The 24,718-nt window shown below is 68.9% G+C and carries 26 protein-coding genes; 19 read left to right on the forward strand and 7 right to left on the reverse strand.

Annotated features, from left to right (window positions below):
- Positions 1–42 precede the first annotated feature (42 nt).
- Both FOE67_RS01400 and FOE67_RS01405 read left to right on the forward strand, forming a co-directional pair.
- Complete coding sequence (locus tag FOE67_RS01400) at positions 43–1,281, forward strand: cytochrome P450 family protein (RefSeq protein WP_182659890.1); 1,239 nt, start codon at positions 43–45, stop codon at positions 1,279–1,281.
- Positions 1,278–1,781, forward strand: a complete 504-nt coding sequence (locus FOE67_RS01405; protein WP_182659891.1) for a bifunctional DNA primase/polymerase — start codon at positions 1,278–1,280, stop codon at positions 1,779–1,781. The genes FOE67_RS01400 and FOE67_RS01405 overlap by 4 nt, the downstream gene beginning before the upstream one ends.
- Before the next feature lie 146 nt (positions 1,782–1,927).
- Here the strand turns inward: FOE67_RS01405 and FOE67_RS01410 are convergent, their stop codons facing one another.
- Positions 1,928–2,149 (reverse strand): DUF397 domain-containing protein, encoded by a 222-nt coding sequence (locus FOE67_RS01410; protein WP_182659892.1) that lies wholly within the window; start codon positions 2,147–2,149, stop codon positions 1,928–1,930.
- Positions 2,150–2,412: 263 nt separating this feature from the next.
- Between FOE67_RS01410 and FOE67_RS01415 the strand changes: the two genes are divergently transcribed.
- From FOE67_RS01415 to FOE67_RS01445, 7 genes are read left to right on the forward strand one after another with little or no spacing between them, the layout of a single operon-like run.
- Positions 2,413–3,852, forward strand: coding sequence for a protoporphyrinogen/coproporphyrinogen oxidase (locus tag FOE67_RS01415; protein WP_182659893.1), 1,440 nt, complete (start codon positions 2,413–2,415; stop codon positions 3,850–3,852).
- A complete protein-coding gene (locus FOE67_RS01420; protein ID WP_182659894.1) occupies positions 3,849–4,934 on the forward strand; it encodes a hypothetical protein in 1,086 nt (361 codons plus the stop codon). The genes FOE67_RS01415 and FOE67_RS01420 overlap by 4 nt, the downstream gene beginning before the upstream one ends.
- The gene (locus tag FOE67_RS01425) at positions 4,931–5,491 is read left to right on the forward strand and encodes a P-loop NTPase family protein (protein ID WP_323384008.1); all 561 of its coding nucleotides are present in this window, start codon (positions 4,931–4,933) and stop codon (positions 5,489–5,491) included. The genes FOE67_RS01420 and FOE67_RS01425 overlap by 4 nt, the downstream gene beginning before the upstream one ends.
- On the forward strand, positions 5,488–6,507 hold the full coding sequence (locus FOE67_RS01430; RefSeq protein ID WP_182659895.1) for a glycosyltransferase family 4 protein: 1,020 nt from the start codon (positions 5,488–5,490) through the stop codon (positions 6,505–6,507). The genes FOE67_RS01425 and FOE67_RS01430 overlap by 4 nt, the downstream gene beginning before the upstream one ends.
- Positions 6,504–8,096, forward strand: coding sequence for a hypothetical protein (locus FOE67_RS01435; RefSeq protein WP_182659896.1), 1,593 nt, complete (start codon positions 6,504–6,506; stop codon positions 8,094–8,096). Before FOE67_RS01430 ends, FOE67_RS01435 begins: the two co-directional genes overlap by 4 nt.
- A 34-nt stretch (positions 8,097–8,130) precedes the next feature.
- Positions 8,131–8,601 (forward strand): NUDIX domain-containing protein, encoded by a 471-nt coding sequence (locus tag FOE67_RS01440; protein ID WP_182605171.1) that lies wholly within the window; start codon positions 8,131–8,133, stop codon positions 8,599–8,601.
- A 4-nt stretch (positions 8,602–8,605) separates the two neighbouring features.
- Complete coding sequence (locus FOE67_RS01445; protein ID WP_182659897.1) at positions 8,606–9,388, forward strand: phosphotransferase family protein; 783 nt, start codon at positions 8,606–8,608, stop codon at positions 9,386–9,388.
- Positions 9,389–9,493: 105 nt separating this feature from the next.
- On the opposite strand, the gene FOE67_RS01450 is transcribed toward FOE67_RS01445, so the two are convergent.
- From FOE67_RS01450 to FOE67_RS01465, 4 genes are all read right to left on the reverse strand, one after another.
- Complete coding sequence (locus tag FOE67_RS01450) at positions 9,494–10,114, reverse strand: hypothetical protein (protein WP_182659898.1); 621 nt, start codon at positions 10,112–10,114, stop codon at positions 9,494–9,496.
- Positions 10,111–11,319 carry an MAB_1171c family putative transporter gene (locus FOE67_RS01455; RefSeq protein ID WP_182659899.1) on the reverse strand — a complete coding sequence of 403 codons (1,209 nt, stop codon included), beginning with the start codon at positions 11,317–11,319 and terminating at the stop codon, positions 10,111–10,113. The genes FOE67_RS01450 and FOE67_RS01455 overlap by 4 nt, the downstream gene beginning before the upstream one ends.
- A gap of 5 nt (positions 11,320–11,324) precedes the next feature.
- On the reverse strand, positions 11,325–11,798 hold the full coding sequence (locus tag FOE67_RS01460; protein WP_228473449.1) for an ImmA/IrrE family metallo-endopeptidase: 474 nt from the start codon (positions 11,796–11,798) through the stop codon (positions 11,325–11,327).
- Positions 11,799–12,117: 319 nt separating this feature from the next.
- A complete protein-coding gene (locus tag FOE67_RS01465; RefSeq protein ID WP_182659901.1) occupies positions 12,118–12,567 on the reverse strand; it encodes a helix-turn-helix domain-containing protein in 450 nt (149 codons plus the stop codon).
- Positions 12,568–12,897: 330 nt separating this feature from the next.
- Between FOE67_RS01465 and FOE67_RS01470 the strand changes: the two genes are divergently transcribed.
- The 10 genes from FOE67_RS01470 (at position 12,898) to FOE67_RS01515 (ending at position 22,692) form a co-directional block, all read left to right on the forward strand.
- Entirely contained in the window at positions 12,898–13,242 is a 345-nt protein-coding gene (locus FOE67_RS01470) for a hypothetical protein (RefSeq protein WP_228473450.1), read from the forward strand.
- Between the two features lie 2 nt (positions 13,243–13,244).
- Complete coding sequence (locus FOE67_RS01475; RefSeq protein ID WP_182659903.1) at positions 13,245–14,177, forward strand: hypothetical protein; 933 nt, start codon at positions 13,245–13,247, stop codon at positions 14,175–14,177.
- A complete protein-coding gene (locus FOE67_RS01480) occupies positions 14,177–14,881 on the forward strand; it encodes an ATP-binding protein (RefSeq protein WP_182659904.1) in 705 nt (234 codons plus the stop codon). The genes FOE67_RS01475 and FOE67_RS01480 overlap by 1 nt, the downstream gene beginning before the upstream one ends.
- Positions 14,882–14,978: 97 nt before the next feature.
- Positions 14,979–15,530 carry a WhiB family transcriptional regulator gene (locus tag FOE67_RS01485; protein ID WP_182659905.1) on the forward strand — a complete coding sequence of 184 codons (552 nt, stop codon included), beginning with the start codon at positions 14,979–14,981 and terminating at the stop codon, positions 15,528–15,530.
- On the forward strand, positions 15,527–16,498 hold the full coding sequence (locus FOE67_RS01490; RefSeq protein ID WP_182659906.1) for a DUF2637 domain-containing protein: 972 nt from the start codon (positions 15,527–15,529) through the stop codon (positions 16,496–16,498). Before FOE67_RS01485 ends, FOE67_RS01490 begins: the two co-directional genes overlap by 4 nt.
- Before the next feature lie 103 nt (positions 16,499–16,601).
- Positions 16,602–16,826 carry a hypothetical protein gene (locus tag FOE67_RS01495; protein WP_182659907.1) on the forward strand — a complete coding sequence of 75 codons (225 nt, stop codon included), beginning with the start codon at positions 16,602–16,604 and terminating at the stop codon, positions 16,824–16,826.
- Between the two features lie 224 nt (positions 16,827–17,050).
- A complete protein-coding gene (locus FOE67_RS28775) occupies positions 17,051–17,449 on the forward strand; it encodes a plasmid mobilization protein (protein WP_323384010.1) in 399 nt (132 codons plus the stop codon).
- A gap of 6 nt (positions 17,450–17,455) precedes the next feature.
- On the forward strand, positions 17,456–19,174 hold the full coding sequence (locus FOE67_RS01505; RefSeq protein ID WP_182659909.1) for a relaxase/mobilization nuclease domain-containing protein: 1,719 nt from the start codon (positions 17,456–17,458) through the stop codon (positions 19,172–19,174).
- Positions 19,175–19,951: 777 nt separating this feature from the next.
- Positions 19,952–20,344: a hypothetical protein gene (locus FOE67_RS01510; RefSeq protein WP_182659910.1), complete on the forward strand. Its 393-nt coding sequence runs from the start codon at positions 19,952–19,954 to the stop codon at positions 20,342–20,344.
- Between the two features lie 50 nt (positions 20,345–20,394).
- Positions 20,395–22,692 carry a hypothetical protein gene (locus FOE67_RS01515; protein ID WP_182659911.1) on the forward strand — a complete coding sequence of 766 codons (2,298 nt, stop codon included), beginning with the start codon at positions 20,395–20,397 and terminating at the stop codon, positions 22,690–22,692.
- A 1,235-nt stretch (positions 22,693–23,927) separates the two neighbouring features.
- On the opposite strand, the gene FOE67_RS01520 is transcribed toward FOE67_RS01515, so the two are convergent.
- Both FOE67_RS01520 and FOE67_RS01525 read right to left on the reverse strand, forming a co-directional pair.
- Positions 23,928–24,155, reverse strand: a complete 228-nt coding sequence (locus FOE67_RS01520) for a hypothetical protein (RefSeq protein ID WP_182659912.1) — start codon at positions 24,153–24,155, stop codon at positions 23,928–23,930.
- A 28-nt stretch (positions 24,156–24,183) separates the two neighbouring features.
- Complete coding sequence (locus tag FOE67_RS01525) at positions 24,184–24,552, reverse strand: SPDY domain-containing protein (protein ID WP_182659913.1); 369 nt, start codon at positions 24,550–24,552, stop codon at positions 24,184–24,186.
- Positions 24,553–24,718: the final 166 nt, after the last annotated feature.

Consider the following 24,718-nt stretch of genomic DNA (forward strand, 5'->3'; position numbering starts at 1 on the left):
GGCCGCCCCCGCACACCCACCCACCGCAGATGGAGGCCCGACATGGAAACCGAACCCCGCGTCCCCGTCCTCGACCCCACCGGTGCCGACCGACAGGCGGAAGCCGCGCACCTCCGCACCCGGGGGCCGGCGACGCCGGTGGAACTTCCCGGTGGCGTTCAGGCGTGGTCGGTGACCCACCACGACCTCATCAAACAGCTCACCGTCGACCGGCGCGTCTCGCGCGATCCGCGCCGTCACTGGCCCGCGCTCGCCGATGTCCCCCGGGACTGGCCTCTGAACGTCTGGGTCCGCGTGACCAGCGCCTTCACCTCCTACGGCGCCGAACACCGCCGGCTGCGCAAGCTCATCTCCGTCGCGTTCACCCCACACCGCACCCGCGAGATGCGCCCCAAGGTCGAAGCGATCGTCGCCGCCCTCATGGACCACCTGGTCACCGCCGCCGAGTCGGGCCTGCCCGTCGACCTGCGGGCCCACTTCGCCCATCCCATCCCCACCGAGGTGATCTGCGACCTGTTCGGCGTCCCGGAGGACATGCGTCCCGAGACCCGTCGTGTCATCGACGCGGCCCTCGACACCGCCGCGACACCCGAACAGGCCGCGGCCGACTTCACCGACCTCCTCACCTGCATGAGCGCGCTCGTCACCACCAAGAGGGCCCGTCCGGGCCCGGACATGACCAGCGACCTCATCGCCGCTCGCGACGGCAGCGACCAGCTCGACGAAGAGCAGTTGATCTCCACTCTCATCCTGATGATCGGTGCCGGGTCCGAGACGGCCGTCAACCTCATCACCGAGGCGACTCTCGCCCTCCTCACACACCCCGACCACCGCGCCGCGCTCGCCGCCGGAACGATCACCCGGGAAGACGTCATCGAGGAGACCCTGCGCTGGCAGAGCCCCATCATGCACATGCCCCTGCGTTACGCCGTGGAGGACATCGACCTCGGCGACGGCGTGCTCATCCGCCGGGGGGAGGCGATCCTTCTCGCCTTCGGCGCGGCCGGCCGCGACCCGGCTCTCCACGGTGCCACAGCCGACGACTTCGACCCGACACGCGCCGACAAGGAGCACCTCGCCTTCGGGTACGGCGTCCACTACTGCCTCGGCGCACCGCTGGCACGCATGGAGGCCGACATCGCGCTGCGCTCCCTCTTCGCGCGTTTCCCCCACATGCGCCTGGCCGTACCCCGAACGGAGCTTCGGCCCCAGCAGTCCTTCATAGCCAACAGCCACCAGGAGCTGCCCGTCGTCCTCGATCCCACCGTGAGGCCCCGATGAGACACCCCATTCCCTGGCCTGCCGCCGGCCCCGCGGCCCTGGCCTGCGGCAACACGTTCGACGCCGTACGCGTGGCGGAGCACCACGCCCGGGCGGCGATCAGTCGCCTGGAGGCCTTCGGCCTCGGACGCCGGGTGGGCGCAGTGCTCGCCCACCACGACCAGGTGTACTTCTTCGTTCCCCCCGCCCGGGACGACGCCGAGCCGTGGCCCGACCTCGTCCGCTACTGCGGCGCCGGGAGCTTCGTCACCGTCCCACCGCGACACCACACCCACCGGGGCCCCGGCGGTCTGCGTTGGCTGAAGGTGCCCGTCCTGTCCGACGAACCCTGCCTGAGTGAACCGCTCATCCTGCGCACCACCCTGGAAGTCCTCCGGACCCACCTCCACCCACGCGATGAGCCCTCGACCCCGCACGTGAAGGGCTCACCGTCTCCTGGCCCCCGCGGGCGTAGCACCCCCGATGGGGCCATGCGACTGACGCCTCTCGTTGACACATGACAGCGATAGCTGTCACCAAGATCACCTACCGCCCGCAAGTCGAAGGACACTACTACCGCTGATGGGGTGTCAGTGGGGGGTGAGATGCTGCGGGCGGTGGTCCTCCCCCGGTTCGCTCGGGGGAACACCACCGCCCTCTTCACCGATCAGAGTTCTCCACTCATCATGGCCCTCCGGAACATGCTCCACTCGGTGGCCGTGTACCCCAGCGGCTGCAGGTGGGGGTTCTTCGAGTCGCGGACGGCTATGCCACCCCCGGGGAGGTCGTTGATCTCGACGCGGTTGTGCTCAGGACCGCTTTCCTTCGCCTTGCGCCAGCGGGCGACGGAGAGGTCGTGCTCGTACAGCTCCGCCTTCTGTTCGCTCACTTGCGGTGCACTTCTCCCAACTTGGTGATCCGTGTGAGCGTGTCCTTCACCGACAGGGCCGCGACGCGGATGCGCTCGACCGCGTGGGCGAAGGGTCGCGCACCGTCGCCCTCGCCCCGTTCCCCGCCTACCTGAACGTCCGCCCCACGGCGGGCAGCGGCCCTGCTGCCTGCCGCACGCCTGAGCTGAATCGCGCCGCCACAACGCCGCCCAGCCCGTGGGCTGGGCGTGTCCACGTTGTCTGCCGATCGAAGGAGTGCACCATGCCCTGCCCCACGCACACACCGGACAGCGGCCGGATCGTCATACTCGGGGCCGGCCCATGCGGTCTGGCCTGCGCCGACGAACTGACCCGCCTCGGTCACCATGACTTCCTGCTGCTGGAAGCTGCCTCCGCGCCGGGTGGGCTCGCCTCCTCCGTGGTCGACGAGGCCGGCTTCACCTGGGACCTGGGCGGCCACGTGGTCTTCTCCCACTTCGGCGAATTCGACCGGCTGCTGACCGAACTCTTCGCCGACAAGGAACTGCTGCACCACGACCGTTCCTCCTACATCCGCTACCGCGAGGGATGGACGCCCTACCCCTTCCAGCAGCACCTCCATCACCTCCCACCGGAGGACGCCACGGCCTGCCTACGCGACCTCCTCACCACACGCCCCGCCGCCCACCGGGACTACGCAGCTCCGGCGGACTTCGCGACCTGGCTGGTCACGGTGTACGGCCGGGCCCTGGTGGACCGCTTCTTCGCCCCGTACAACACCAAGGTCTGGGCGACGCCGCTGGAAGACATGGGCTCGGCATGGGTGGCCGAGCGGGTGGCACCTGTCGATGTCGAAGAGATCCTCGCCGCGTTCCTCGGCACCGCGGCACCCGCGCACCGGTGGGGCCCGAACGCCACCTTCGCCTTCCCCGCGTGCGGCGGCACCGGCGAGATTTGGCGCCGGCTCGCCGCCCGCATCGACACCGGTCGCCTGCGGACCCGGGCCCGGGCGGTTGCCGTCGATCCGGCGGCCCGCGCCATCACCCTCGACGGTGGCGAGGAGATCGGCTACGACCGCCTGGTGGCCACCGGACCGCTGGACCAGCTTGTCGCCATGACCTCCACCTGCCCGGCCCCGCTCCGGACCGCTGCCGGGAGCCTGCGGCACACCACCGTGGCCATGGTCGGCCTGGGCTACCGGACACCGACCACCGACGCCCGGTCCTGGCTGTACTTCCCGCAACCCGATGTGCCCTTCTACCGGGCCACGAACTTCAGCAAGTACGCGCCCGCCAACGTCCCCGGCGCCGCGGTGGACGCCTACAGCGCCTGGATGACCGAGACCTCCATCACCGCCGGCCAGGACCTTGACCGGGATGCTCTGGTCCACTCGTGCGACCGGGCACTTCGCCGTCAGGGTCTGGTGCCGGAACAGGCACCGCTCGCCACCGCCCATGTCGAGGTGATTCCGTACGCCTATCCGGTACCCACCCTGGGGCGCGACGAGGCCCTGGCGCCGGTGATGCCCTGGATGGAAGAGCGCGGCATCTACCCCCGGGGCCGGTTCGGGACCTGGCGCTACGAGATCGGGAACATGGACCACGCGGTCAAGATGGGCATCGACATCGCCCGTCGCCTGGTGAACGGAACACGCGAGGAACTCCTCGCCGCCGCACCCTTGGTTCCCTCCGTCTCCGCAGCCCGGATGGAGTGCCGGTCATGACCGGCACGAAGACGGCCACGGCGCTGTTTGCCGGACACCGCTTCCACTTCGTCACCGACGCCGCCTTCGAAGCCGTTCAAGCGCGTTACCTTCGGGCCTTCGTTCCCGGGCACCGGCTCGTCCCACCGTGCGGGGAGGAGACGGCAGTCCGGGTCCGCCGGGACGCAGCCCTCTTCGAGGACCGCATGGCCCGCGTCGCGGACGCCGCTTCACTGACCGTGGTGCCCTTCCGCGGGGAGCCGTACCGCCGCTGCCGGATCGATGACGTCACATGGTGGTGGCCTGCCCCCGACACACACTTACCCCTCGACCACCTCTACGCCCGGGACGCGTCGGGCCGGCAGACGGTGCTGCTGAAACCCGGGGCCGAGCGCGGCGAGCGGTACCTGATGCGCGTCGTCCGCGAGATCGTCCTGCGGTGCTCCGAAAGCCGTGGCTGGACCTCCTTCCACGCTGCGGCTGCCGCCCTCGACGACCGCGGCATGCTCATCGCCGCTCCCTCCCGGGCGGGCAAGACCACCGTGCTGACCGCGCTGGCCGCCCACCACGGGGCCGACCTGATCGCCTCCGACCGCGCCCTGGTGACCGCCGACGCGGGGATGGTGACCGGGGTGCCGATCTCCGTTCGGATCGGCGGGGGCACCCTGTCCGCACTGGCCCCGCGCGCGGACCTGCCGATCCCGCACACCGTCCCCGCAGCCTTCGGCAGCGGCCGCAAAGCAGCTCTGACTCCACGCGAGTTCGCCCGGGCCTTCTCCTGTCGCGTGCGGGAGACAGCGCCCCTACGGCTCGTTGTCGTACCCCGCCTCCGTGACGATGACCAGCCCTTGAGTAGCCGCACCCTCGATGCCGCGCGGGCCCGCACCCTCCTTGCCGCCGTGTGCTGCACCCCGTACGACGAGGACTGGCTCGAGCCATGGTTCGCCGTCCGGACCCGGCCCGTGGACGACCTGGCCGGCCAAGCGGCCGTCCTCATCGACAGCCTCGCCGCCACTCTGCCCGTCCTCAGGGTCACGGCCGGCGTGCACAGCCCCGGCCTCCTGGAGAAGATGGCCGCCACGGTGACGGGGAGGCTTACGTGACTCCCCGCCGCATAGCCCTGGTCGGACCAGTCGCCTCCGGCAAGTCGACGCTGGCCGCAGCGATCTCCGCCCACACCGGCCTGCCCCGCATCGACCTCGACGAGCTGTTCTGGGGACCGAACTGGACACCCCTGAAGACCCCCGTCTTCCACAAGGGCGTCCGCGACCGCCTCGCCGGACCGGCATGGATCGCGGATGGCAACTACGGCGGCGAGGTCGCCGAGATGCTCCTGGACCGCGCCGAGCTGGTCGTGTGGCTCGATCTGCCGCTGCGCGTGTGCCTGCCCCGTCTGGTCAACCGCTCGCTGCGCCGGGCCGCCACCGGCGAGGAACTGTTCGCCGGAAACCGGGAGTCCTACCGCCACCTGCTGGCTGCGGACTCCATCCTGCGCTGGGGACCGATGCACCACCACCGGCACCGCCGACGCTGGACCGCCCGCCTCCACCCCGACCACACGCCCGACCTGACGGTGGTGCGCCTGGACCGTCCCGCCGCCATCGCTCCGCAACTGCGCCGGCTTGGCCTGCTGCCCGCCCCGGGAAGGGGACGTGCGTGATCGCCTCCGTCGTCCGCGTGCCCTGGCACACCACCCACGGCGGCTACGACCGCCTCCTGGACTACCTGCCCGAAGTGCGCCGCATCACCCCGCCCCGCCACCCGAGTGCGCGATGGGCCTTCACCGCCGCCCACCGCGTACTCGGCCCCCGCTGCCCGCTGCCGTTCTACCCGGCCGAGCACTTCGCCACCGACCTGCGTGTCCTCGCCTCCCGCCGGCCGGCGCACGTCCTGTATGGGGACGAGCAGTTCTGGTTCTCCGGCCATCGCACCGGCCCGACGGCCGTCACCTACCACCAGCCGCCCGACCAGCTCGCCCAACTGTTGCCGATCAAGGCGTGGCGGCATCTGGCTCCGCGGGCCGAGCAGGTCATCGTCCTCGACCCCCATCAGCAGGCGTTCTTCTGCGACCTGCTCCCGCCGGAGCGGGTGCACCTGGTGCCGCACGGTATCGACACCGCCGCCTTCTCCCCCGCCGACGCACCGTCGCGGCTCGGTCGGCCGCTGGTGCTGACCGTCGGCTGGTGGCTGCGTGACTTCCACACTCTCGACGCCGTGCATGATCTCCTGTACCGCCGCCACGGCCAGGGCATCGAGCTGACCGTCGTCACCCGGCAGACCGCCTCGCGTCCATGGCACCCGGCTGCCCGCATCCTGGAAGGGATCAGCGAACAGGAGCTGATCGCCCTCTACCGGCGGGCGGCGTTCCTGCTGTTGCCCCTGACCGGGGCGAGCGCCAACAACGCCCTGCTGGAAGCCTTCGCCTGTGGAACTCCGGCCGTCGTCACGGACATCGGCGGCATCCGGCACTACGTCGGCGAGCGCCCGGCCGCGGTCCTCGTCCCTCCCGGCGACGCTGCGGCTACCGCCGATGCCGCCGACAAGCTTCTCGCCGAGTCGGGCACCGCCGAGCACACCGTACGGCGTGCCGCCGCCCGCGCGCGGGCCGAGTCCTTCGCCTGGCCGCGGGTCGCTGACGACGTGCGCGCCGTCTACCGACTGCTGGGGGAAGCGTGAGTGCCATCGAGGTGTGGTTGGACATCGTGGTGCCGGTTCTCGTGACCGGGCTGCTGGCCCGCGCGCTATGGGCCGCCGTCGCGGTCGAGGCCAGTGCGCGGTGGCTGCTGGCCGCCCCCGCCCCCGCGCACCGCCCAGCCGACAGGGACGGACAGGCGCCGTGGCTGGTGGTGCTGCTGCCCATGCTCCGTGAACAGACTGTTGCCGCCGAGTCGATTGCGGCGTTCACCGGACTCGACTACCCCGCCGGCCGCGCGGCTGTCGTGGCCATCACCACCGAACGCGAGCACACGGCCCACGCCCGGCACCGCAGGCGCCTGCCGGAGCTCGCCGCGCTGCCCACGCTGACCGCAGCCGAGCTGCGGGGCCTGTTCCCCGCCTCGCGCTGCCGGCCCGTTGCCGAGACCGTGAAGGCCGCCCCGCGCGGCGAACGTCTGGTGGTGCTGACCAAGCTGTTCGACGCCGAGCCGAGCACCGCCGACATCGTGACCACCCTGACCGCCGGCCGCCTGGAAGGGCTGCCGCTGGTGCATCTGCACCAGCCGGATGTCGGCGGCCGGAAGCCCGGACAGCTCAACTTCGCCCTCGACCGCCTGCCCGACGTACTCGGGCCGCTCGGCTGGCGCGAGGACGCCCACGCCAGCGACACCTTCGTCCTGGTCTACGACGCCGACGCCGTCCCCGACCGGGCCACCCTGATCGCCTTCGCCGACGCCGCCGCCGAACACCATTCGTCTACCGGCCGGATGCCGGCATTGATCCAGCAACAGCGGCTCCCGCTGCTGGCCCGCCGTCCCTTCCCGCGCGGCCTTGCCGGCCTGTTGCTGACCGGGGAGTGGATCTACCAGCTGCGCCGTTCCCTCGGCATCGAGCTCGCCCGCGTACGCCTCCACCAGTGGCTCACCCGCTCCCGGGTCCCGGAGCCGGCCCGGATGTGGCTGCGGCCGATGGTCTACGCCGTCGGTTGCGGCATGGCGGTCCACCTGCCCGCCCTGCGCCGGCTCAGCGGCTTCCCCGAACCGATGGAAGACCTCGGCACCGGACACCGCCTCTCCCTCCTCGGCGCCGACCTCGCCCCGTCCGCCGCCCTGGTTCTGGACGAGCCCTACACCGATACCACCGGAGTCACCAACCTCCACGCGCTCGCGTTCACCGCCTCCGCCCGCCCCGACCGCCATGCTCGAGCCGTCGCCCACCTGCCCGGCGGCCTTTCCCGCCCGGCCAGGTACGCCCTGATGCTGCGGGAGTGGGCTGACCAATCCGCCTGGCTCCTCGGCGCCCCGCTGCTGGCCGTCGTCGTGGCCGGCGCATGGTGGGCCGGTCCCCTGTGGGCCGGGCTCGCCGTCGTCGCCGTTCTGCTGCACGGTCCCGTCACCACCGCCCGGCTGCTCACCCTGGCACCGGTGCTGCACCGCCGCGTCACCCCACCCGCCACCATCGGGCCGCCACCGTGCTCTGCCGCGGCGCGGCCGATCACACTGGTGGCGGCCAGCCCTTTCCAGCCCTTCGTCCGGCTGGCCGGGCCCTGGCGGCTGATCTGGGCCAAGGCCACCGGCCGCCGCCTCGGCTTCGGTAAGACTGAACGCTGAACACCAAACGCTCGATCACACGTGGGAGCTTCCTGTGGCTGAACCCGTTATCGCGACCGTCCGCAACGCGGCCAAGGCCGTCGTCCTGAACGATGGCCGTGTCCTGCTCCAGCGCGCCCATTGGGAGGGCCAGGACTGCTACTTTCTGCCCGGCGGCGGCCAGCACCCCGGCGAGACCCTTGGCGTCACGGTCCGCCGCGAGGTCCGGGAGGAGACCGGTCTGGACGTGACACCCGAGCGGCTGCTGTGGCTGCGCGAGTACATCGGCGCCAACCACGGCGGCGCCCCGGAAGACCACCGGGTCGAAGCGATCTTCCTGTGCCGACCCGAGGGCGATCCGGACAAGCTCGGCGGTCACGCCGAAGACGACGTGCAGACCGGCCTGGAATGGGTGGAGCTGGAGAAGGTGCCCGGCCTCAACCTGCTGCCCCACGGTCTGCGCCCCCTGATCGCCGACCTCGCCCACGGCGAGTCCCCCACCCGCTACCTCGGCGATCTCGCCTGACACCGTGGCCGGGATCGACGGTCGCGTCCCCGACGGCGCCACCGAAATCACCACCGGCCAGGTCAACCGCGTCTGGTACATCGGCGGACGCGAGCCGTATGTCCTCAAGCACTACAGCGACCCGGCCCGCGCCGCCAACGAGGCTGCCGCCCTCGCGCTCCTCACCCACCACCGCGCCCCCGGTCCCCGCCTGCTCGACGCCGACGTGAAGGGGCAGCCGGCCTGGACTGCGCAGAGCGCCGTCCAGGCACAACCCGTCCCCGCTGACCAGTTCCTGGATGACCTCGCCGGCCCGCTTGCCGCAGTCCACGCCATCGGGGGAACCCACTTCGGGCGTCTTGCCGGAGCGACCCGTCACCCCACCTGGCGCGCCTACCTCCACGACCGCCTGAATCTGTACACCACCACAGCACCCGATCTCGCCACCGTCGCTGCAGCCCTTCGCCGAGACCTCGACCGGGTGAACCTCGACATCGAGCCACGGCTGCTCCACCACGACCTTCAGCCCGGGCACCTCGTCCGCACCACGGGCGGTCTGCGGTTCCTGCTGGACTGGGAACTCGCCGCCTTCGGCGACCCGATCTCCGACCGAGCCCGTCTCGCCGTACGCCTACGCCTGCCGTCCCCGCAGGCCCTGCCCGCTCACAGGGTTACCCCAGCCGACCGGCAGCGCCTGGACCTGTACTGGTGCCTCCACCTCCTCGCCGATGCGGCCCTGGCCACCGACCCGGCAGTCCGTGCTCACGCCCTGTCCTCACTGCTCGCCCACCCCGACCGTGCTTTATGACCTGCAGAGGGACGGTAAGACGGTAAGACGTGTCGCCCACCACGGGTAATCCAGGGCTTCCGCAAGGCCGCATATCGGAGTGGACCCGGCAGCCCGGGCCGCCGGTCAACGCAGGAAGGTGAACACGGCAGCGGCGATGGCGCCGAGGGCCGTTCCGCACACGAGCTGGGCGAGGGTGTGTGCCTTCAGCACCCGCCGGGACCAGCCGATCAGCAGAACGATCACCGCGGAGGGGAGAGCCGGCAAGCCGAAGACCAGCATGAGGATCATGACAGTGCCACCCGCGACCGCGTTGTGCACCGAAATCTGCCACCAGACCGTGACCAACAGGGTCGACGCGAGGCCGACGAGCATGGCGATGACGAGGGCGGTGACATCGCCGGGTGCCTGGAGCGTGTAAAGCAGTGCGATGCCCACCACGACGGAGAGAAGGCTGGCGCCGAGGGGGACGATGCGCTGCCTACGGATACGGATGTGTTTGTCCGTCAGCCGTCCGCGTCGCACGCCCAGCTGCACCATGACGAGTGGGAAGACACCGCAGAAGAACGCGGCGAGCAGGCCCCAGCCGAAGCCGGTGACGCTGTGGGCGCTGTTCCAGCCCACGATGAGAAGCAGGAGGATCACCAGATTGGCCGGCGCGAGCACATCCGTGACGAGCTTCGCCGCGCGTACGCGCGGAGGGGCCTCCGCATAGGACGGCGGGGCGGGGGGCGTGAACGTGCTCATCGCTGAGTCTCCAGCAGGGGGGAGGGGGTGGAAGGCTCCGTCGCGGCGACGAAGGCGTGGGTCAGATCGGAGTAGAAGGCTTCGGAGAGTTGGGTGAGAGCCCGTATCTCGCTGTGCAGATCGCGCCCTCCACCGGACGGTTGGTGGGGCTGCGGTGAGGGGCTTTCGCCGCGCAGGCGAGAACGCCGTGCCGAGGCGAGTCGACAGGCTTCCGCCGCGGTCTCGGCCTGGGTACCGATGAGCCCGGCCGTCGCGACGTGCTCCCTGGCACGTGTCCGGATCACGGGGGGTGCGTGGTCATTGAGCGCGAGCGCGGCATCCCGGATCTCCACCGTTCGTCGGTACAACCGTTTCTTGACGTGCCGTGGGTCGAGGCGCTCGACGAGGGTGCTTCGCGGAGGGTCGAGACGAACAGAGGGTACGGACTGGGTGAGGTCCTTCCACAACGGCCGCAGACGGAGCAGGTCCTGACGTTCCTTTCGCCATGACCTCAGCCTGTCGAGCACCGGCAAGGTGCTTCCGACGACGATGAGGAAGAGCGCGGTCAGGAGCAGCAGCGTCGCCACCAGGTCGTCCTGGTCCCCGGGGAGGATCCCGTCCCCGCGGAACCGGGAGAACAGCGCCGCGATGCGGACAGCGGAGTAGAGAACACCGGCGGCGAGGCCTATGCCGATGATCCGTAGTCCCCAGCCGAGCATGCCGTTCCCCGACTCACGCCCCCAGCGCCAGCAGACCTGTACGCCGGAGATCAGGGAGACGCTCAAAAAGCCGAGAAAAATCACGGTGTAGGACAGAAGTGCGAGGTGCGCCGTGACATCCTGATAGATGGTCACGGTTTCGTAGGGTTGGAGCTTGGCGAAGAACAATGCCGACATGCTCACCGCTGTGCCCAGGGGGAGGGCGACACGCAGTCTTCGCATCGTGGCAGTGCGATCGCTCTTTCCGGAGATGTCCTGCAGGAAGGCCAACAGCGCGGCAGAAGCCAGGACACCCCCGAAGAGGTGCTTCAACAAATAGGAGAGGTCGGTTACACCGGTTATTTGATCAAGGTGTTTCCCCGGTGCGAGGCGCAGGGTCATCATCATGGAGAGGCCGAAGAACGTCCACCACAGAGCGCGGTTCCGCCGGTCTTTCCAATCCTTGGTCGCTCGCCAGGAAGTGGTGAGCCACAACAGGATGGTGACGGTTGTTTCGATGTTATGCATGGAGGTCACTCATAGCGAAGGGCGGAGTCGAGACGGTCGAGTTCGGGAGCCCGTCTCGCCGGTGGTGGCTTGAGCATCGCCTGACCGGCGATACGGGTGGCGAGCTGCTCGGCCTCGCGCTCCTGCCGGGAACTGAAGCTGGACCTGCCCAGGACGTTCCGCACGGTCTCCGGGTCGATGCCGGTGAACAGGCCCGTGAGGTTCACGTCGAGGTCGGCATCCCCACCCACGGCCCTGTGCCCGAGGAGGATGTGTCCGATCTCGTGCAGGACGATATGGTCCCTGTGAAGTGGGGAAGTTGACGCCTCGTAGAAAATGAAGTCGGCGTGGTCGAGTTCGACCCACAGGCCGCACAGTTCATTCTCCGAACCGGCGACCCCCTCCACCGCTTCCAGGAGGAGCGGGCGTTGACGGTACTCGGCCACCGCGTCGCAGAGACTTCTGACATCGAACGGTGAGGGAATCTCGATCCCTGTCAAGGGGTCTCGAAGATCTTGAATTTCGCGATCCGAGGATCGCGACCGTAGGCGTCGCCCGATACGCAACGGTGCTCCCGAGTGGTGCTGCATACGAGTGGATAAGGATCACCGGCTCGGTGATGTACAGATCCAACATCCTAGATGCATCTCGTGTGCGAATTCGAATACTCGGCATGACCTTGACCACAGAGGGCGATGGGGGGAGTCACCCGTGCGTTACGGAATGCTTCAGCTGCTCCGGGTTCCCCGCTCGTCTGAATACCACGGGGAGTGCGTGCCTCGGCGTTCCCGAGCCGTGAACTCGGCCTGCGCGACGCGACTATGGGCGATTTTCGGGTGACGGCTTCCCGTCGTTGAGACCCTCCAGGTCGCGTGCTCTCTCGATGAAGCCCTCGATGAGCTTGAGGGTCTCCGGGGAGAGGTCACTCGCCCGCATCGCTACGGAGCGTACGCGACTGTCACGCATGGTTGCCAACATCGACAGCTCGGCATCGATGCGGCGGGACGCCTCCTCGTCGAAGAAGTAGGAGGGGGAGACCCCGAAGAAGCCGGCCAGGGCTTCCAGGTGCTTCATCGTCGGGTTGTCCCGCTTGCCGGTGCGGAGCTGCCAGATGTAGCTCGCCGACATCGGAGGGCCGCCACGCTCCCGGATGCCCGCCTCGACCTCCTTGTAGGAGTACGAACCACGGCCGGCCGGGTGGATCGCGGCGAAGAGATGGTCGATCTTCTCCGCGAGGGAGCGCCTCGGTGCTTGCTGTCCTTCGCTCATGGCGGGTGCTCCCTCCGTTCGTCCGGCGTCGCCACCCCGAGGGTGTCCATCAACTGAGGGAAACGATACATGGCCGCACGTGGATGGCATGTCTTCACCAGTTGACAGAGGTCATCTTCTTCAGCCTATGGTCGTGCCGTCACCATCAACTGACGCGAACGCCACCGGGCGGAGAGCGCCGGTATGGGGCGGAGGATCCGGTGTCTGGGGCTGGCACCCCAGACACCGGGCCGCGCCTCGATGGGGCACGGATCCACAACCGGAGCGGTCCGGCCGGCCTTTTCGACGAGAACAGCCGCACCGCCCCACCTACAAAGAGGGGATTCTCGCATGTCCCAACGCCCGAAGGAATCGGCGGACGACCCGGAGCACGGGCGAGCCGGAACCGAGCGTCGGCAGCAGCTCACCCGTGCGCTCGTCGACATGCTGCCCGCAGCCGTCACGATCCGCGTCACCCAGCGAGCCCCGGGGCTCGCCTGGCCCACCCCGTTCGCCCGCGCGTACGACCGGCATGGTCACTCCCTCCCCATGACCCGGACCCAGCGCATCTGCGCCGCCCGCTGGATCATGCGCGGTTTCGCGGAGCTCGACTGGACCGAGGCGCACGACCTCGATCTCACCACCGGGACCCTTCGTCGCGCCGTGGACGCCATCGACCACGACGGAGGCGAGTGAGCATGGCCAGGATCCGGACCATCAAACCCGAGGCCTTCGCCTCGGAGTCGCTCGCCCAGGTGAGCGTGCACGCCGAACGCACCTTTTTCGGCCTCCTCACCCAGGCCGACGACCAGGGCCGCTTCCGGGACCAGCCCGCGGTTCTCGCCGGACTGCTGTGGTCCCTGCGCCCCGAACACGGCGCCCTGGAGGTCGAGGACGACCTGACGCAACTGGCCGCCGCGGGGCTCATCTGTCGCTACGCGGACGACGACGGCAAGCGGTATCTGCACATCGTCACATGGCGGCGGCACCAGAAGATCAACCGACCCAGCGGGGTGCGCCACCCTGCCTGTCCCCTGCACGAACTCCCCGAGGAGCCGCGTCCCGGGAGCGGCGTTCTCCCGCCCTCCGGTGAGCCCTCCATGAGGGCTCAGGGAGGACTCCCCGAGGCCGCGCGTGTTCGACCGAGTGCTCCTGACATGCGGGAAAACGCAGGTGGGAGCGGTCTCCTCCACTCCTCGGTGAGCCTTCCCGGCGGCCACCGGGAGCCCTCGGTGACGACTCCCGGTCCGGATCGTGGATCAGGGAACAGGGAACAGGGATCTCTCCCTTCGGGGGATGACGGCCCCCCGGCGGACACCTCCGCCGGACAACTCATCGCCGAGTACGCCGCATCGTGCGAGCACCGCCCGCCGCGCAGCGTTCTGGACCGGCTCGGCCGGGAGACGGCCAAACTCCTCGCGGAGGGGATCACCGCCTCCCACGTCCGTGCCGGACTGGCGCTGCACCGGGCCAAAGGCCTGCACCCGAGCACGCTTCCGAGCCTGGTCCACGAGGCCATGAACGCCAGGCCCGGACGTTTGGGCCGGCCGGACGCACGGCCTACAGTGCCCGGTCACCGGCCCTGGACCAACCCCGCCAACCCTGTCGCCGCCTACGCCGAGGAGCTGTGATGAGCGAGAGCCATGCCCAGCCCGTCGGCAAACTCGCCCGCAGGGTCGCCCGGATCCTGGCCGCCCGGGGCATCGACCCCACGATCCCGCCGACCGAGGCCGCCGAGCCCAGGCCGGCCCTCGTCGCCGCCGAGGCACGCATCCCGGCTCGATACCGGGGCGCCGTGGCCGGCCACCCGACGGTCACGGCCTGGGTGCGCGACATCGCCGCCGGCGGACGACCCGGCCCCGGCGGGATGCCGGGGATCGCGAAGGGCCGATCGCTGCTGATCCTGGGCACCACCGGTACCGGGAAGACGCACGAGGCATACGGCGCCGTCCGCTCGCTGCTGATCGCCGGGGTCCGGCTGCGATGGAAAGCGACGACCGCCGCCGACCTGTACGCCGAGTTGCGCCCTCGCCCCGGCCACGACACCGAGCGGGAACTGATGGACGCGGCGCGCTGCCCGCTCCTGATCCTCGACGACCTGGGTGCCGCCCGGAGCAGCGAATGGACCGAGGAAATCACGATGCGGCTGATCAACCGCCGCTACAACGAGATGCTCCCCACCCTGATCACCTCCAACCTCGGCCCGGCCGACCTGCGCGACCAACTCGGGGACCGGATCGCCTCTCGCCTGGCGGAGATGACCGAGCGGGTCATCCTCGACGGCCCCGACCGCAGACGTGCCCTCGCCTCCGAGCGCCGTCACACCGCGGCCTGAACCCCTCTTCGCAACGGGCCACCGTCCACGGCCCTCTCTGCACCACCCCCGGGGCCTCCGCCTGCCCGAGTGCCCCGGGGCCGAACGGAGACATCCCTTGACGAACACGACGAACGCCGGACACCACATCCCGCGGACGCTGGGCGACCAGACCTGGCAGAACCACGCCGCATGCGGTGCGGTGCCGCGACACCTCCTCGACCCGGAGATCTTCTTCGCCGAGCCGGAGGAGACGGACCGCATCCGGGCGGCGAAGGCTCTCTGCGCCCAGTGCCCCGTCCGCCGACACTGCCTGGACGCCGCCCTGGAGAACGGCGACCGGGCCGGCATCCGAGGCGGCATGACCGAGCAGGAACGCGCCCCACTGCACAGCCGGATAGCCAAACGGCTGGACTACTCCCGGGTCAACGCGGCCCTGGAGGGCCGGGACATCCACCTCACCAAGCATGAACGGAGGGCCGTCGCCCGGGCCGCCTACCTGGCGGGCACCCCGGCCGACGGCCTCGCCCGCATCCTCAAGATCACCGAGGAGCACGCGCAGAAGCGCTACCGCGAGGTCCGGGAAGCCCTCGGCAAGCGCACGGCGAACGAAGCGATCACCAAGGCCGCCGACGGCCCGGGCCGCGACGACCTCGGGACGGCCGCATGAGCCACACACCGCCGGTGAGCCCGGCGCGAATCAACGGGTGGGACCGCGCCGCCATCGTCGCCCTCGGTGGCGCCGGCTGCGCCCTCTCCTACGACGCTCTCCAGCAGATGGCGACCGCCATCCACGTCCGAGGAATCCTCACCTTCCTCTTCCCCCTGGTGATCGACGGCTTCATCGCCTACGGCGTGCGCGCCCTCCTCGTCCTGCGCACGGACCCGCTCCCCGCCCGCTGCTACGTATGGCTCCTCTTCGGCACCGCGACCTCCGCGAGCATCTGGGCCAACGCCCTCCACGCCGTCCGGTTGAACCAGCAGCAGCTCGCCGCCGGCGGGTTGCACCTGGGCGACGTCACCGTCGGAGTCCTCTCCACCCTGGCCCCGCTCGCCCTGGCCGGTGCCGTCCACCTCTACATCCTCATCGCCCGCCGGGCGGCCACCGCGGACACCACCGCCGGACAGCCGGACAACCCCGCTGTCCGGGTTGACCGCCTCGATGGTGCCCGGCCGGACAAACCGGGATCGGACGACGGCCGGACGGTCACCGTCCGGCCGGATCGGCGCGACTCCGGGTCGGTGACCCCCCGCCCATTGACCGACCACCCATCGACCCCCACCCATCCGGGCAACCGCGTTGAGCCTCCGGTCGACCAAGCCGCGCTGGAGAAGCGGCACGGAAGCCGCCGGGGCACCGACCGGGCGGCCAGACCGGTCACCGGGGCCCGGAGCGCGGGGCGTCCGCACCAGCGGCCCGTGAGCGACCGACTTCCCACTCGACCGGAGGGCTCGGCCACGGACACCCTCCTTCCGGTCGCCCGCCGCGCGGTCACCGACGCGGGAAAGGTCACCCGTCAGGTCGTCGCCGACGCTGTCCGGGGACAGGGCATCCCGCTGTCCAACGACCGACTCACCGACCTGATGGCCCAACTCCGGACAGAGGCCAAGGCCCTCTCGGACAGCCGGAGCGGCTGACCGCCCCGGCCAACGGGGTGGCCGGGAGGCAACGACCCTCCCGGCCACCCCGCCCGGGCAGCCACACCGATCGTCCCGCGTCCACCGAACAGGAGCCCCCACCATGCGCACCACCCCCGCGGCCAGGGAGGAAGCCGACGTCTGGCTGACCGTCATGGTCCGCCACGGCCACCTGCACCACGTCGAATCCGGGGCCGACGGCACCTGGTCCGTCCAGCGCACCCCGGACAGCGTGCCCTGGACGCTGCACCATCCCGTCTTCGTCCTCGACTACGTCGCCGAGATCCTCCGGGATGTCCGACGCCCGCGCGGCGAGGGGCACCGATGACGGGCACCCCCGCCCCCGGCACACCCCGGGACGGGGAGGGCAGCCGACCAGCGGCACGAGGCCGAGCAAGCTATACCGTCCGAAACTCCTCCGCACCCCGGGGGCGCGGAGGAGTTTCGGACGGGCTTGCCCCCGCCCCGGGGGAGGCGGGGGAGACGGCCCGGCACCGGGGGGCGCCGGGCGACCGGGCAGCGACCGGGGGCGGACCGCCGCCGGAAGGAGAAGTGGCTCCCCGCCCGCGCCGCGCACCGCGTCCACGACTGCGCCGACACGCGCAGCGGGACCAGGTCCGCAGCGTCCGCCTCACCCCGGACGAACTCCGCGCCGTTCAGCACGCCGCCTTCTCTGTCGGGCTCACCACCGCCGGGTTCCTCGCGGACGCCGCGGTCGCGGTCGCCCGCGCCCAACACGGCCCCGGCAGCTGGCTGGTCGACCAGCGCGGCCTCGTCGAAGAACTCATGACCGCCACCGCCCACCTGGCCCGGGTCGGCAACAACTTGAACCAGGTGGCCAGGGCCCTGAACAGCGGCGGCCGTCCGGCCTTCCTCGACGACGCGGTCGCCAGGGTCGTCCGCGCGACCGACCGGGTCGAATCCGCCGCGCTCCGGATCGCGAAGCGCTGATCAACCGTGGTCCCGGACATCTCTCTCGGCGGTCGGACGTACGGACTTCTCGCCTACCTCTACGGCCCCGGCCGCCGGGAGGAACACACCGACCCGCACCTGGTCGCCGCCTGGCGACCGGAACTCGCCCCCGACCCCGGACGCGACCCGGGGGCCACCCTCAAGCAGCTCACCGACCGCCTCGACCTACCGGTCCTCGCCCGCCCCTCGGGCCGTCGCCCCCAACGGCATGTCTGGCACTGCTCGGTCCGTACCGCCCCCGGCGACCGCCACCTCACCGATGACGAATGGGCCCGGGTCGCCCACCGTGTCGTGGCCGCCGCAGGCATCGCCCCGGAGGGCGACGACCAGGGGTGTCGCTGGGTCGCCGTCCGCCACGCCGACGACCACATCCACATCGCCGCCACCCTCGTCCGCCAGGACGGTCGCAGTCCTCGCCGCCACAACGACTACGGCCGTGCCCAAGCCGAATGTCGGAAGATCGAGCAGGAGTGGGGTCTGCGCCGCCTCAACGCGGGGGACGGTACGGCAGCCCGCCGCCCCACCAGCGCCGAACGCAGCAAGGCGGAACGCGAAGGCCGCCCCGAGCCACCCCGCGAAATCCTTCGCGAAGCCGTCCGTCAAGCCCTGGCGGGAGCGGCGGACGAAGACGAGTTCTTCCAGCGCCTCACCCGTGCGGGACTCCGCGTCCACAAGCGCCTCGCCCCCTCCGGCGACGCCCTGGGCTACAAAGTCGCTCTTCCCGGCGACCGCAACCGCGACGGGCAACCGATCTGGTTCCCCGGCTCCACACTCGCCCCCGACCTCTCCCTTCCCGGGATCCGTCGACGCCTCGGCAGCGGTCTCGCCCCCACCACAAACGATTCACCCGACCCGATCCGGCGAGGCCCGCAGCCCGGCGGGGCTCGGCGCAGCGCGATCCCACCTGTCGAACAAGCCGCCGCCGTGCTCCGTTCGGACAACGATGCCGATGCCGCAGCTCAACTCGTCGGCCTCGGCGAGGTCCTCGACGCTCTTGGCCAGGCCACTCCCGGGAGCGCGCGCACCGAGGTACGGGCCGCCGCCCGGGCCTTCGAACGCGCCACCCGCTCCCACGTCCGCGCCGAACACTCCGCCAACCGCGCACTGCGCAGTGCCGCTCGTGGCATCCTCCATGCCGGCGGAGCCCTCGGGAAAGGCGAAGACGCCGGCGTCACGGCGATGCTGCTGTCCACCCTCGTCCTCGCTGCCGTGGCCGCCGCCCGCTGGCACTCCGCCCGGGGCCACGCCCAACAGGCCGCTGCCGCTCGACAGGCCGCCCATAGCCTTCGCCGGGCGTACAGGTCCAGCGCCGTGGCACCCATGGCCGCGATGCGCGCCCACGGCCGCAACCTCCCCGACGCCGTACGCCACCGATATGCCGCCACGCTGTCCTCGGCCCTCCCGGAGCAGGCCGACCGTGTCCTGGGCGAGTCGGGCTGGGACGCGCTGGCCGCCACACTGTCCCGGGCCGAAGAAGCCGGTCACGACATCCCGAGCCTTCTCCGGAAAGCCGTCGAGCAGCGGGAGCTGGACACGGCCGAGAGCGTCAGCGACGTGCTGGTCTGGCGCATCCGCCGGGCCGCCGCTCTTCCGGCCACCGAGCCTGCCCCACGACACCAGAGCGCCAGGGCAACCATGTCCGCCGCACGGCCCGGGCGGGGCAATCCGGAGGTTTACTCCAGGCCCAACCCTCCTCGACGCTGAGCAGCAACGTCACGGAGCGTTGTTGTAGCGCTATATGGACAGTCGGCTGCATGGAAGACGTAGTCCCAGCCATGGAAGTTGGCATGTGTGGGAATCGTCCGTCCTGAGACTGATCGTTCGTGTGACAGTAGTTAATTCATGATGTAGAAGTTGTAGTGGGTATTGGCTGAAAATATCGAGGGTGGAAGGTGGTGTTGCTTGGCACACTCGTCTCGTGAATTTAACTGCCGCGCGCTTCGTGCTCTCGCCACTCACCAGCCTGAAGGCAGTCGGCATGATGCATAAATCGGGCTGGAACCTTTCGTTCGATGTGGCTTGGCGAGCCACCCGGGTAGCGACCCGACCTGATGAACTCGGCTACCGCAGGTACGGCCACAACCCGAACCCTGTCCAGGATCCGACAGATCCGGCTCCCCCTCCCCCTTGTGGGTCGAAGTAGCAGTCATGATGCATGTAAGACGCGCGGATGATTCGCGTTCGAACTAACTTTCGCCACGTCGAGGTCGGGTACCTGCTGCGGTCTGATTCAGGCCATGCTCGGTTGAATCGGGGTGAGTGGTCGACGCGGGACGGTATTAATGGACCTCGTCTTGTACCTGGGGTCATTTCTACTAGGGGGATCTCGTGTCTGGTGTCGCGGACCTTTCCGCAGTCGTCGGTAGCGCTCTGGCGCCGACCCTCACGTTCCTGTACCAGCGCTTGGACGCAGTCTTGGAGCGTTGGCGTTCTGGCCGAACGGCAGTGCCCGAGGCCGATCCGGAGGTTCCTTCCGAGCTGGTGGGCGATCTGGAGCTGCCGCTTCGGATCGACTCGGATCGCCTTGCATCCCGCCTCCCCGTGCTGGAGGTCCTGGCTCTCGCCATGGCGCCGTACACACGTGCTCCGGAGCGGATCACTGCCGAGGATGCCGAGTTGATGCAGATGCTGGGCCGTGTGAGAGAAGCATTGGAGGACATCTACGGTCAACGGTTCACCTTCCAGGGTGAGACCCGTGAGAGATCAGGTCCGATCAGCGAGCAGCACTACGAGACCGTGGCCGGCGAGGTGACCGGCTTGGAGGCGGAGGAGGCGATCCGCGGTTCGGCCACGAGCGTGATCAGGGCGAAGCATGTGGAGGCAAGCGGAAAGGTGGTCGGCATGCGGGCGCCCGTCATCGACGGCCGAAGTTGAGTCTGCTCTCAAAACCGATACTGCTCCCACCAGTTCGAAGGAGGCCGTCCGTGGCCGAGTCCACCTCCTATAAAACTGACCACGCTGCTGGGCCTGCGCTGCAGGAAGACCCGGCGGAGGAGGAAGGGCAGTCCGGGCCTGTGCTCGGTAGCGCGGCTGAGGATCCCGCCAGTCCACACCCAAACGGAGAGGCGACAGGCTCGGCCGAAGAGTTCAAAATCAGTCCGAAGCTCGGCGTAACAGCCGAGGGTGAGACCGATTCCAGGACTGGTCGCGGCCCGGCCCCATCTTCAACAGATCGCACCTCCGGTGCATACGCCAGCGTTCATGCGGACACCAACCATGGCACCCAGATCGGGCAGTGGTTCGAGGCCGTTCAGCGCCACAGCGGGGCACCTTTGCCCCCGGAGGCCGTGGGGCGGGACCTCGCGAACTACGTTTCCGTCGAGAACGAGGTAGAGCTCTCCCAGTTGCTTGAGAAGAACCGGACCCTGGTTCTTCTCGCGGATCATCCCGGCAGTGGCCGCTGGACCACGGCTCTACATCTCCTCACCACCAGGGCCGGCGAAGCCTTGACCCTGCGCCGGATACGTCGGGAACTCGGTGACGGCTTCAGCATGGAAGGGCTCAAGGGGCACAAGCGCACTGGATGGATTCTTGATCTACGCGCGACCGAGGAGAGCATCTCCACCTCCTGCGACTTCGGGCTTGAGCTCCTGCAGGCCCACGAATTGCGCAATGACGACTCGTACCTGGTTGTTCTCCTGCGTACGGAACTGTGGAAACACATCGGACATGGAGCAGGAGAACTTGCACGTAAACTGCAGCCGCCCGCGCCTGCCACGCTCTTCATAAAATACCTGAGCTCCACGGGTATTACCGACCCAGAGAAATGGGCTGACGACCACCGAATCAAGGAGAAGCTTGCTGATCTGCGCCCAGGGCAAATTAGGGATTGGGCTCAGACTCTTGGGCGGGCTGAGTTCGACTACCGGTCCGCCACTGGCCGGAGCACCAAATTCGGGTCTGACGGATTCAACGAGACCATTAAGGTTGCAAGCAAGGCCGTTTCAGGCTGGACGGACGTGCTGACCGAATGGCACTCCAAGGACGGACGCACCAGCTATGACCGCAACTACTTGCTCCTGGCTGCGGTCTACGACGGCGAACCCATTGACAACCTGCACGACAAAATTCTCTCCCTCGCCCGTGCGCTGGGAGAGAAGAACGATACCTCCACGCGGCTGACAGGGCAGCAGGGGCCCGGCCTGATGCAACTCGCTCACCAGGTCGACGCGAAACTCCGACCTGATGGCACACTGCGCTTCCCCGGCCCCGATTTCGCTGAAGCGGTGGTGCGTTACTTCCTACTGGATCGCCCCGATCTCATCGATAAGTTCATCATGTGGACTGCGCAGTTGTGCATGGGCCTTTCGGCGCCCAAGGCCGGGAAGCTCGCCGAGCGCCTGGCTCCGTGGATTCTGCATCATGCGCAGGCCGCCCGGTCCACCCGCACGTTGCTTGTCGTGGCGACAAACTGGTCTGCAAACAACACCTTGGCAAGGCATGCACACGCGCTACTGGTCACAGCGGCTCTAGACCCGGAGATCGGCCCGCTCACACGGAACGCCACCAGTAAGTGGGTCGAGAAGGGAGATGCTCCTCTCCTGCAGATTCTCGCCCACGTTTTTCAGAGTGTCACCCCCGCTCACCCTGAGCAGATGCTTCGCCGCCTGGGCGGCCTAGCTGGCTCGCTCGACCAGCGGGTTCAGTTCGACCCTGAAAAGAGGGACGGTGTAGCAGAAGCCGTCGGTGGGGCCATTGGTGTTCTCTGGGATGACGACAGTCTTCGACCCTTGCTACGCAAGACGTTGAATACTTGGTTCGCCAGTGATCAGAAGGGTCAACGGCAAGCCGCGGCAAGCGCTTTCATGCACCTGACCCTGCAAAAGGACGACACGGGTTCGCCCGTCCTCCTGAGCGGTGCAGAGGGCTCCGTTCCGGACTGGGTAATCCGCGGATGGCGAGCCGCCCTGGAATACGAAGAACCCACGTCGCTGACCTATCGAGCCTGTGCGGCCTGGCTCGATGCGGCGGTGGCGCACCCAGACGCGGCGAACTTGATCTCCAGTGCGATGGTGCGGGCAGTGCACGAGACTCCCAGCGACCATCTCCGAGGCCTGCGTTTCCTCAATCTTGTACGGCTTGCTGAGCCCTGGGTGTCTGACCAGGATGCACCGGAGATGGAAGAACGCTGTCGGTTCCACATCTCTTTGATGCGAAGTCTCCGGAGCGCTGACCCGTACGCCGCACCCTCACGGAGCGAGGGCGAGCCAGCAGGTGAATAGAACCTGGCCCTGGTCGGCGCGACGCGGCAAGTTCTCTGTGAACTTCACCGCTGCGAGCGCCGACGAGGGGTTCCGCTTTACCGTCCAGATGGAGGGGCAATGGCGTAGAAGGGGTCGCCGCCCTCATCACGCCCCTGGGGCAGTAGCGGCAACTCATGTGATCGATGAGTTTAAGGAGATGGCAGCTGCCTGTTCCATCGTGACGGCAGCGGAATTACAGCATCGCACTAACGCCCGGTTTGGTCGGCGGGTGGCCTTACCAGGCGACCGTATGTGTGTGGACTGGGCCGTTGTGCAGGTTTACGTCAGCCCGGAGGACCTGCATGCCGCCCAAAGTCGTATACAACTGCGTGCTCGGGCACGCGCGGATTGGGAGCTTAAGCAGCTACGGGTCGTCCAGGCGGTGGCCTACCGCGATCAGCTACGTGAGGACCCCACGCTGATTCTCGCTCAGTTGCTCCTTGAATCACCTGCGACGTTCAGTGACCAGACCCTTGCAATGATCCCCAAGGTTGCTGCACGCGTGAGCGCTTATGCCCCAGGCGCCGAGTGGGTGCAGACCGCTCATCTGCTGAATGAGTGGTATGGAGGGTTGGCCCCCGATGCCAAGCAATTCGTCATCGATCGCCTATGCACTGTGGCTAGAGAGTTTGGAGGAGAAGGAGTTGCCCAACGGTTAAAAGAGGCTCACTCACCTGTTGCTGACCCACCCCCACCTGTCGGAGAATCCACTCCCGAGGGGTCGTCCGGCTCCTTGAGCGGCCAGTCCTCGGTGTAGCCGGAGTTCAGGAGTACAACTCCTTCACAGCCCCAGGTCCTTGCGCCGCGTCCCACCCCGGAACACCGTGCACAGGCGGCGACTGCCAGGCGTGTGGGGGAGCTTTACCACGACTTGGCAGCCCTGCTCGGCAGCAGCGACCGGAGGCGGTACTTGCGGCGTGCACGGCGGCACAACATCTTCTCGACGACCAAAAGCAGGGAGGGGTCGGCCAAAGCGTGGTCGAGCAGTTCGTCGAGCGGGTCCTGCCGGAGCAAGCCCCTGACGTCTTCCCGGCCGACGAGTAGAGAAGGACGATGCCCCTGCTACAGGTCTATCGGCGCCTTCGGGCTCTACCCAGCCGGGGCCCGAAGGTGAATGACCGCGCGGAGGGGCCGGGGTACTCCCGGCCCCTCCGTTTCCGGGGACGTACGCTCCAACCGGCTGGAGGCCGATTGTCACCCCATGGCCATGGGATTCATCCGTTGTTCCAGTTCAACTCGTCCCGGACAGCGGCAGGGAGGTGATCTTCCTGCCCGTTCTCGGCGATGTAGACGACGGGACCGGTGGGGCCGACACCCTCGACGATCCCGGCGACGGTGTGGGCGAAGGGCCAATCGGGGTTGACGGCCAGAAAGACCGGCAGGGCCGGATCGAGGTTCCGGAGCCGCTGGACGAGCCGGCCGACGGTCAGCGTATGGGACAAGGGAACTCCTGAGAGGTGGAGAAGCGGGTCAGCGGCAGACCGGGCACGCCCGGGTCGGGGTGGCGATGAGGGCCGCCACGAACCCGGCGACGGCCTGTGCCGGTGTTCCGGCGGTGAACTTCTGGGTCCACCGGGCGCCGGTGTGTGGGTCTTCCACGCTGACGAGCCAGAGGGTGTCGTACAGCGCGGCTTCCACGGTTTCGGGAAGGAAGCCGACGTAGACGGCACCGTCGGGGCTGGTGCAGTGGATGTTGGTGCCGCCGTCGGTGACGATGCTCCATCCCTCCTCGGTCAGGAGGTGCAGAACGGGTTCCGCGCAGTGGCAATCGGTCAGCCATTCGCGTCCCCCGGGTGCACCGGTAGGGGAGGGAGCATGGGGCCCTGGTGTTGTGGACAAAGCAGCGATCCCTTCGTTGACCTGCTGTTTTGAAGTGGTCGTACGTTCCCTTGGAGTCGACCGTGGTCTCAAGTGCGTCGCAGGTGGTTCGTGTCTGCCGTCGGCGAACCGGATGGCTGTGGATCTCCGGTCAGCGGCCCCGGCCGGTGGAGGGGCGGGGAGAGGG

The organism is Streptomyces calidiresistens (assembly GCF_014141525.1).
In the GTDB taxonomy this organism is placed as follows: Bacteria; Actinomycetota; Actinomycetes; order Streptomycetales; family Streptomycetaceae; genus Streptomyces; species Streptomyces calidiresistens.

Coding starts and splice junctions, on each gene's coding strand:
- FOE67_RS01400 (WP_182659890.1), top strand. CDS start 43: ATGGAAACCGAACCCCGCGTCCCCGTCCTCGACCCCACCGGTGCCGAC.
- FOE67_RS01405 (WP_182659891.1), top strand. CDS start 1,278: ATGAGACACCCCATTCCCTGGCCTGCCGCCGGCCCCGCGGCCCTGGCC.
- FOE67_RS01415 (WP_182659893.1), top strand. CDS start 2,413: ATGCCCTGCCCCACGCACACACCGGACAGCGGCCGGATCGTCATACTC.
- FOE67_RS01420 (WP_182659894.1), top strand. CDS start 3,849: ATGACCGGCACGAAGACGGCCACGGCGCTGTTTGCCGGACACCGCTTC.
- FOE67_RS01450 (WP_182659898.1), bottom strand. CDS start 10,114: ATGAGCACGTTCACGCCCCCCGCCCCGCCGTCCTATGCGGAGGCCCCT.
- FOE67_RS01455 (WP_182659899.1), bottom strand. CDS start 11,319: ATGCATAACATCGAAACAACCGTCACCATCCTGTTGTGGCTCACCACT.
- FOE67_RS01465 (WP_182659901.1), bottom strand. CDS start 12,567: ATGAGCGAAGGACAGCAAGCACCGAGGCGCTCCCTCGCGGAGAAGATC.
- FOE67_RS01470 (WP_228473450.1), top strand. CDS start 12,898: ATGTCCCAACGCCCGAAGGAATCGGCGGACGACCCGGAGCACGGGCGA.
- FOE67_RS01475 (WP_182659903.1), top strand. CDS start 13,245: ATGGCCAGGATCCGGACCATCAAACCCGAGGCCTTCGCCTCGGAGTCG.
- FOE67_RS01480 (WP_182659904.1), top strand. CDS start 14,177: ATGAGCGAGAGCCATGCCCAGCCCGTCGGCAAACTCGCCCGCAGGGTC.
- FOE67_RS01490 (WP_182659906.1), top strand. CDS start 15,527: ATGAGCCACACACCGCCGGTGAGCCCGGCGCGAATCAACGGGTGGGAC.
- FOE67_RS01495 (WP_182659907.1), top strand. CDS start 16,602: ATGCGCACCACCCCCGCGGCCAGGGAGGAAGCCGACGTCTGGCTGACC.